This is a genomic window from Enterobacter cloacae complex sp. IR5418 (assembly GCF_049238105.1).
GTDB classification, from domain to species: domain Bacteria; phylum Pseudomonadota; class Gammaproteobacteria; order Enterobacterales; family Enterobacteriaceae; genus Enterobacter; species Enterobacter hormaechei.
Window position 1 is genome coordinate 1 of the sequence record NZ_JBMKHS010000065.1, and the last position, 7,701, is coordinate 7,701.

Genomic DNA, 7,701 nt, shown 5'->3' on the forward strand with positions numbered 1-7,701 from the left:
ATCTGATCCTTCAACTCAGCAAAAGTTCGATTTATTCAACAAAGCCTCATAGAAGTAAAACTCAGTTAAATGAAGATCGTTTTCTTTCACGTATGCCGCCAATTTGCGGATACGCTGTTCAAGCATTGTATCTATCCGTAAGGAAACACTCTGCGGAACGTCACTTGCAAATTCATTGATACAATCAACGGTAGAAACTATGAATTTATTGGTCATGGCAGGCTCCAGGCCACCGGGGAAACCGGTGGCTACGGTAATTGGCAGGCTTAAGCGCCGCAAAGGGTGTCAAGGGAAGGGAGAAGCTTGCTCAGCTTGTCGTAATCGAGCGGAGACAGTTCTGTAACGAGTTCGACCGAAAGACTAGTGTTGTCTTCTTCACACAGAATATAGATTCCGTCTTCTGGCTCTTTTCCGGCACATGCCTTCAGTCGTTTGTTAACGACCTCCTGGGCTGAATCCGCTACGTCGCAGCTCAGGACATAGCTTGCCACATAGCTGCTCTCACCGTGGTAATGCGTCACTTTACACAGAGCATACTGGATACCGGCTTTGTGAGCCTCATTCATGAGACGAGAAAACTGACAGCCATCCTGGTAATAGTGGGTATCCTTTGTGACCAGAATAGTCATACCCCCAAATTCATCTGTCCGGCTTTTACTGCATGTAAATGCAGCAGTAATTGTTACCATTTCCGAGAGGTCGAATACCGACAGCACGGCAGTTGTGAGGCAAATTGCATGGTCAAGATCAATGGTCTCTCCATGAAAAACTGCCAGCCCACTGCTGGTAACTTCTGTTGCGAACAACAGTTCATAATTGCAGTCTGGGCAGGATGGTTGCCCAAAGCTCGGCTCAGAAGGGTCATACTCAGGGTGGTTCTCGATAATACTGAGGATCAGCTTCTCAGTCAGAGAACAATCTGTCAGTGGCTTATCAAGCAAACGCTCACCTTCTGCAATTTCTGCTTCGGTAACGAATGTGATTGCTTCTTGTGCCATTTTTGCCTGCTCCTGAGTGCAGGGAATAATAAACGACGCCTGAGTATAATTATCTGCCACAGTTGACTCCTTGATTATTTAATTAATGTATTTGATGAGAAGATCATAACAAATACACTAATACCAACTAATAACCTGAAGGCGTTTTTTTAGAAAAAATATTAAGAAGAAGAATATGAACACTACCTCATCTTAAATTAATATCATTCAGGATTAATATTCATTTTTGCAAATAAAAACCGCCAGACGGCGGCTTTTATAAAGAGGGAAATATCATTGGAAGTTGAAATTACTTCACGGCAGGCCGACAAATTACGCGACTGCTGTGAGCTGAAGCGAAACTTGTAGAGGAAACTATAATCACCTTTTCTAAGTCGTCGGCACTGTCAGCAATATGATGCCGGAAAGCCTCCTCTGCATCACCAGGGGAGTCGGCTTCGACCAGGTAGGCCTGATCATCATCATCAAACATAATGCGCCCGGAAATGAGATAAAGTCGGCTCAAATCTGGCGTTGCTGCGCTCGTGCTTCGTTCGTTCAGATTCATTTTTTCTCCGTCTGTTGCTCGTAAAAAGAATGACGCCGGTTTAAAAGGCGTCGCCAGGGTTCGGGCTAAAACGCAGGGTTGCCATCGAGGAAGCTCATTGGCTGGCCAATAGCGGATGCCACCCTGAGAATTTCACCTGGTGTGGCATAACGCAGCATTTCAGAGCGTCCAAATTTCTGATACTCATCTACTGACATCTTTCTCCACTCTGGGTGAGGATCTTTTCCGCACAGTGACCAGTTGCTTTCAGAGGAATCACGACGGAGAACGTACACATCAAGCGAGGCTGTAAGCCCACTTCCATATCCCCGCTGCGCTACAATACGAACCTGAGAACCATCGTCGCGTTGCAACGTCTGGGTTAATTTCGTGATAGGATCCTGAGAATGCATGCCATTTACCTCGTTTTCAAAAGATTTACCGTAAGTAAATGATACCGAATCGAGAATTCTGGCTAATAGGTCAGAAGAAAAAATAATGAATATTTTTGAAGTGTAGGATAATGATTAGAATAAAATGGCCTGAATAAATCGCTAGCGGTTAAATCCGCTTATTTCAGAGAAGCTCTGATTTAGTAGTTAGGGAAAACGATGCGGTGAAAAGTAACTTTTACACCGCAATTCAGAAAAAAGTTTCAATTAGTCACATTACGAATAACCCGGCTTACTTTCGCATGTGCGTTCCCCTGGATGTTAAAGTAAAGCCCCTCAGGCAGACTCGTCGCCCACTTAACTCCTCGCTCAGCCATACGCTTCGGTGTTTCCAGCCAACCACGAGGAATATTGCCCGTAACGTCACCGATAACCCGTGAAATGCATGCTGCTACCCGGATGCCGCCGGGAATATCGCATTCGGATTCAACAATATGCATAACCTCAAATAAAGCACCATGCCGCTGGACATGATCGCCAATGTGCAACTCGATAGGAGAAACCATTTCTGTATCTGACTTCATATCTGTCCACCTTTAATTTAGAAACCGTCTAAATTACCAATATAGTTAATGTACCGGATGTTAATTCAACAAGTTCTGTATCACAACCATCAGTTTTTTTTGTTGGGTCTATATCGGAGAAACAAGTGAATATTGAATACACTCGTTAATACAGACAACCGGAAATGAATGGCACCCTAATTATCTCTGCGGCGTATGCTAAGCCGTTAATATTGTCATTTTATGGTAGAAACAATGCAAAATGAATAAACCGCTTGTCGCTTCAAACCACTTTATCAAAACCGTTAACTTGCATTAAGCCCGATACAGTTCGGCGAGCTCGTCCAGCATGGGGTTACTCTTATATCCCGGTGCGGCCGTAAAAAGGTTTCGGGAAATCGCCAGCCATTCCATGATTTTGTCCGTCGCCAGCCAACGTCTGCCAAGTCGCTCGGCTGCGATGGGAACTTTATGCAGGCCAGCGAAGGGATCTACAACAAGATCTCCCGGCTCTGTCAAAAACTCAATCAGAAACGCTGCAAGCCTGGTAGGAGACGTTGCACCATGCAGCGGAAAACCTAGCTCGCGGGCAATGGAATGGCAAAATCTCGTATCAGCGCAGCTATTGCCGTAAAACAAAGTATTTTTGGGGATCGTTCCTTCTGTTTTATTTCCAAAGGATCCGCTTTTAAGCTGGTACGCCCCATCACCATAAAAGGTCGTGCGATTTTCACCGCCTGCTGCCTGCAATTTAAGATGCTGCTCTGAATGCGGTTGCAGTACACGTAAGTTGTTTGAACGAACCTTACTCGCATCATTGGTAAACCACAGCACAGGCTCATACGATGAGCAGAGCTGCACTCGTTGCTTACATGCCCAGTGCGTTGGCGATGGGGGCTTACTGCGATTCACCCACTGAAGCCTGTCCATGAGCTCAAGCCCCAGCTTGTCACATAATGCCAGTGTCAGACGCTCCAGATACAGAGAACGTGAAGGCCTGCCCCTATTAAAGCTATCTTGAGTGATATTCAATGCCACACTTGCGCCGGGTACAAGCTGTTTCACGATCGGTTCGAGGATACGCAGAAGCCAGTCAATATAAACCTGCTCGCCACGCCCCCCGCCATGCCCGTAGTCTCTTGAATTTCGAAGGAGGTAAGGCGGCGAGGTCAGGCAAAGATGAATTTGCTCTGTGATATTGCTGAAGAAGGCATAGGCGTTTCCAAAAACCGATGCCCCAAGAGAAGTTGAGAAACCGACAACACAGAGCTTTTCCCATGACTCGTGTAGGTTTGTTTTCGTCTTAGAGGAGTATCTCCAGACGCCCCGTTTTTCTGGAACGCGTTCGATGACTCCGGCCTGCCGAAGAGTCTGCTGAAACCAGCGTACTTTGTGTTTGACGCCGCTGGTTCTGGTTTTATCTGACCCAAATTCTTTCAGTTCGTGCAATTCGGCATCCGACATGCCAGTTTCACGCTGCACTTCGCGATAAAGCTCGTCGTTGCTCAACGGCAATTCGGAGGCTGCGTAGATCCGTGCAATTAAATCCGTAGAAATCGTGCTCATCAGCCATCCTTAATGGAGATGCAGTTTAAATATCGGCCTGATGGTTGGAAGGGGGATTACTAAATCAAACCGATCTGTTTATTTATAGGCTTTGTCAGGTCATGCAGCACAGCTGGGCATGCGCAAAGAGACCCAGTCTTCTTTAGCGGAGACACCTTCAAAAGTTGTACTCAATCAGCCCCAAGATTTTGAAACTCAATGTGCTTTTGCTCACACTCCTCCCTGCCCCACGAGCCCTGCCATTCACAGATGTCCCGGTACTTAATTTCCAGCTTATCCATCTGTGAGAGGTTAGCTGTTGCGAAGTCTGGCCATATGTCGTGCCAGCATGCGTTGTACGTGACGCCTGCTGGTGGGCAATACATCATTGCATCAGCATGGATAATTTCAACGCGAGGATCGTTTGCAAACGAGGCCGCAACGAGGTTAATAACGTCCTGTTCTTTTTCAATTACTGTTACATGGGTTACATCTTCTTTTTGAAGAATGGCGTGAAGCACCATCCCCAGACCAAGACCATTAATGAGCACGCGCCCGGTGGCTCGCTCTAAAAAATCCTGGCAGGTTCTGATCTCCATCGGGGTATTGGACATCACCACATCCCAGCCGTTGGACAAACGCCGATATCTACCGGGCGGGATAAACTCGTCTGTATTACCTGTATACTCGGCACGAAGGGCGAGGCTCATCGCCTTATCTGCGGTAATTTCGAATGTGTCCAGTTTCCAGGTTCCGGACGTGCCGTCTTTAACGGGTAAATCAGAAAAGCAGCTCTTCATCAAGGCAACCAAAATTCCAGTAATGTTGTTACGCTGAACCTATCACAAACCTGCTCTTAATACAGTTATCAGGAGTGACAGCGATCTTTGAGGAATCGTTTAAATCACGGGCATCCTGTAGCGGACGCCCGATATTTAATCAAATGTCGCAGGTGTTAAAGGAAGCGTTGCAAAGTTGCAACGTCTTCTGGAGCAACCTCCACGCAGCTCCTGACACTGTAGTGATTTTCGCCGTTGTAGTCGTAAACCCCACCGTCTTCAAAACTCAGCTGTTCAAGCTCGCCATGGCACTCTGAAATGAGTGCCGTCTGGCAAGCATTTTTCTCACAATCGCTGACGAGTAACCGAACATAGCTATTCTCATGGTCGCCGTTTCGGTTCTGGATTTTAACGATAAAGTGTTTTTCAGACATTTGTGCCTCCAGCACAGTTTGAGGTTAATTTAGCGTTGCCCCGGCTCACCGGGGCAAGAATAAATCAACCCTTAATGAAACTGTGCCCCCAGGTGTTAGGCTTAAATGCCTGCTCTTTGATATATGTTTTCATTACCTTGCAGGTTTTTTTCAGGGCTTTGGTATTGGCATCGGTTACTGAGATAAAATGGCGAGAATAACGGTTTTCCCGGTATTGCTTATCAGCGTTTGGGTCAATTGCTTCGCTTTGCAGGAGTCCTTCGTGCCTGCCAATTACTATTACGTAGTTCATTTCACCTGAAACACGATCCGTGAGTAATTGAATGGAAATATCAGTCGCTCGCGTGGCCTGGCTAGCAGAAATTTTTGCATGTAAGAAAGCTCCCTTTCGAAAGTTGGCCGGAGTCAAACCTGTAATATCCTCGGTGCTAAAATTAAGTGAAGATAGAGTTGAAAATAAATCACAGCTAATGACTTCAGTATTATTAGACATAACCCGGCTCCGCTCATATTCATGTTAAGGTAATTATATCAGGTTGATAGCATTACCTAATAACTTGGTGGCAAAAAGTTGTGGTTTTTGATTAACTAAAATTGATGTTCTCAATACTGCTCAAGAATTCTTTCTTTACACCCGGAGTAAAAGGTATACGTTCAATGTATTTATAAAGCGTCGCAAAGGTTTTGGTTTCAATGTTTCGTGAAATAACATCATCAATCGGGTCTTCGAACATATTAATAAAAACATCAATATGCTGCTCTCCGCTTTCTGAAGCTAAAGAGAGAATACAGACCACTTCAATGTAGCGGTTATCCTGCTCTGCAATGAACAACCAGTGCCCTTCGTTAAAGGCTGGTGCAGCACTGAAGCGTTTTACAACAATTTCTGAAAGAGCATATCCTGCCTGATCCAACAGATTAATAAAGTTGAGTTGAGTTGAAACCACGTCTAACGCTTTCATAAAACCTCCTTTTCATCTGTACTTATTATACTGTTACCCATCCCCCCAGCTAATAACCTCCCAGCAAACTTTCAAAAAAAATACCACCTTTAATTAGAATTGAACACATCCTTTTTAAATAACAAAAAGGATTATGAAACCCACAATGTTTGTGATGTGCCACCAAGGAAAAGTAACTTTTATGTGCTCATAAATCTTATTTCGTATTCACTTTCCTTTGTCTTTCGGTCGTAGATTATCAGGGGAAGCATAAGAAGAATATGTGAGGTTTAAGCAAATGCGGTGATCGGGCATTATAATTTGGTGAGGCTATTATAAGTGGATAAAGATAGTCGTAGGTATAGGATCAGGTTAAATTGCATTTTCCCGGTTGCCTTCCCTGGCCTACCGGTTTCAGCTCAGATACTAAGACCAGCGGTAATACTTAAAATATTCCTCATTTGCAGCTATAAACTCCCTCAAACCGTTCATTAATCCCTTCTCAAACGCTGTCACGATAAACCGGTAACCGTCCAGTGTTTCAATGTAGTAAATACCGCCTGGTGTAATTCCAACATGCAACACCTCGGCTGTCATCATAAACTGGCCTTCCGGAAAATCATGCGAAAGGTAAATGAAACCAGTAGTGGCCGATGCGGGTGTGGCATTCACTAAGACCCCGTTAAACTGCTGCCCGTGCCTCGCCGGTACAAGCTCACTTCCCCTGGTTGACTTATCAAGCAGCCTCTTAACATCTTTTTCTTCTTTTAACGAGGTATAGACCCGCACATCACTGTCATCACCTGGGCGAGAGCCGGTGCCAACATGAGCAAGACGACGGTAAGCACTGCGCATATTAACGTGGCAGGATGCCCCTGCTCTACCCTGAAGCCTTACGCCAAAGTCTTCGCAAAGTAACAAAATCTGACGTAGCTGGTTTTCATGCACGGACGCTGAGAGTGAAAGATTGAAACAGGAAAAGGTCAGTTCTAAAACCTTTTCGCGTTTGTCATTGAAATGAGCTTCCAGCCTGATGACTGGCTTTTCCGACATTGCAAAAGCTTTGTCCGTTACTCTGTACCGGCATTCATCTCCGAAACATTCTTTAACAACGCTGGCTATGACCGTGTCGTGTTCTCCATCTTCCGGAGCTGGCACAAAGATTTCAAATTGTGCCGGTGTATCCGGCTCAAGCAGAACGGGATAGAGACGCGGAGAATTAAGCAAAGCGCATTCAGAATTAATGAGCTTAACCCAGGCGCTTTTGTCGTCCGGATCCTTAAGCTGCTGTCCAAGGTTATCGCAAAAGTCAACTATCTGACGGGTATGCTCATCCGTGACTGCACAGATCAGGTTAAGACCATGCGTGGCCATACGCAGTTCCCGGGTTCGGGACTGGGAATTGATCGACCAGGGGTTAAGTGAAAGCGAAATAGGGCTTATGGAAGGGACGACCGTCTCATTCGGCTTTGTTGAATAAATCGAACTTTTGCTGAGTTGAAGGATCAGATCACGCATCTTCC

At 45.5% G+C, this 7,701-nt stretch carries 11 protein-coding genes; all 11 read right to left on the bottom strand.

Features of this window, described 5'->3' with window-relative positions:
- Window positions 1–15 precede the first annotated feature (15 nt).
- The 11 genes from ACOTX7_RS23400 to ACOTX7_RS23450 all read right to left on the bottom strand — a co-directional run bounded on the left by ACOTX7_RS23400 (window position 16) and on the right by ACOTX7_RS23450 (window position 7,696).
- Window positions 16–216 carry a hypothetical protein gene (locus ACOTX7_RS23400; RefSeq protein ID WP_022646497.1) on the bottom strand — a complete coding sequence of 67 codons (201 nt, stop codon included), beginning with the start codon at window positions 214–216 and terminating at the stop codon, window positions 16–18.
- Window positions 217–266: 50 nt separating this feature from the next.
- Entirely contained in the window at window positions 267–1,058 is a 792-nt protein-coding gene (locus ACOTX7_RS23405) for a hypothetical protein (RefSeq protein WP_000774871.1), read from the bottom strand.
- Between the two features lie 229 nt (window positions 1,059–1,287).
- Window positions 1,288–1,545 carry a hypothetical protein gene (locus tag ACOTX7_RS23410; RefSeq protein WP_001052325.1) on the bottom strand — a complete coding sequence of 86 codons (258 nt, stop codon included), beginning with the start codon at window positions 1,543–1,545 and terminating at the stop codon, window positions 1,288–1,290.
- A gap of 65 nt (window positions 1,546–1,610) precedes the next feature.
- Complete coding sequence (locus ACOTX7_RS23415) at window positions 1,611–1,937, bottom strand: hypothetical protein (protein ID WP_000556022.1); 327 nt, start codon at window positions 1,935–1,937, stop codon at window positions 1,611–1,613.
- A 242-nt stretch (window positions 1,938–2,179) separates the two neighbouring features.
- The gene (locus tag ACOTX7_RS23420) at window positions 2,180–2,500 is read right to left on the bottom strand and encodes a hypothetical protein (protein ID WP_000834113.1); all 321 of its coding nucleotides are present in this window, start codon (window positions 2,498–2,500) and stop codon (window positions 2,180–2,182) included.
- Between the two features lie 294 nt (window positions 2,501–2,794).
- The gene (locus ACOTX7_RS23425; RefSeq protein ID WP_000104393.1) at window positions 2,795–4,045 is read right to left on the bottom strand and encodes a site-specific DNA-methyltransferase; all 1,251 of its coding nucleotides are present in this window, start codon (window positions 4,043–4,045) and stop codon (window positions 2,795–2,797) included.
- A 170-nt stretch (window positions 4,046–4,215) separates the two neighbouring features.
- Complete coding sequence (locus ACOTX7_RS23430) at window positions 4,216–4,824, bottom strand: hypothetical protein (RefSeq protein ID WP_000833775.1); 609 nt, start codon at window positions 4,822–4,824, stop codon at window positions 4,216–4,218.
- A gap of 155 nt (window positions 4,825–4,979) precedes the next feature.
- A complete protein-coding gene (locus ACOTX7_RS23435; protein ID WP_001290639.1) occupies window positions 4,980–5,237 on the bottom strand; it encodes a hypothetical protein in 258 nt (85 codons plus the stop codon).
- Window positions 5,238–5,301: 64 nt separating this feature from the next.
- A complete protein-coding gene (locus ACOTX7_RS23440) occupies window positions 5,302–5,730 on the bottom strand; it encodes a hypothetical protein (protein ID WP_000069824.1) in 429 nt (142 codons plus the stop codon).
- A gap of 91 nt (window positions 5,731–5,821) precedes the next feature.
- The gene (locus tag ACOTX7_RS23445; protein WP_000645320.1) at window positions 5,822–6,199 is read right to left on the bottom strand and encodes a hypothetical protein; all 378 of its coding nucleotides are present in this window, start codon (window positions 6,197–6,199) and stop codon (window positions 5,822–5,824) included.
- 405 nt (window positions 6,200–6,604) lie between these two features.
- Window positions 6,605–7,696, bottom strand: a complete 1,092-nt coding sequence (locus ACOTX7_RS23450; RefSeq protein ID WP_126125900.1) for a flavin reductase — start codon at window positions 7,694–7,696, stop codon at window positions 6,605–6,607.
- Between the last annotated feature and the right edge of the window lie 5 nt (window positions 7,697–7,701).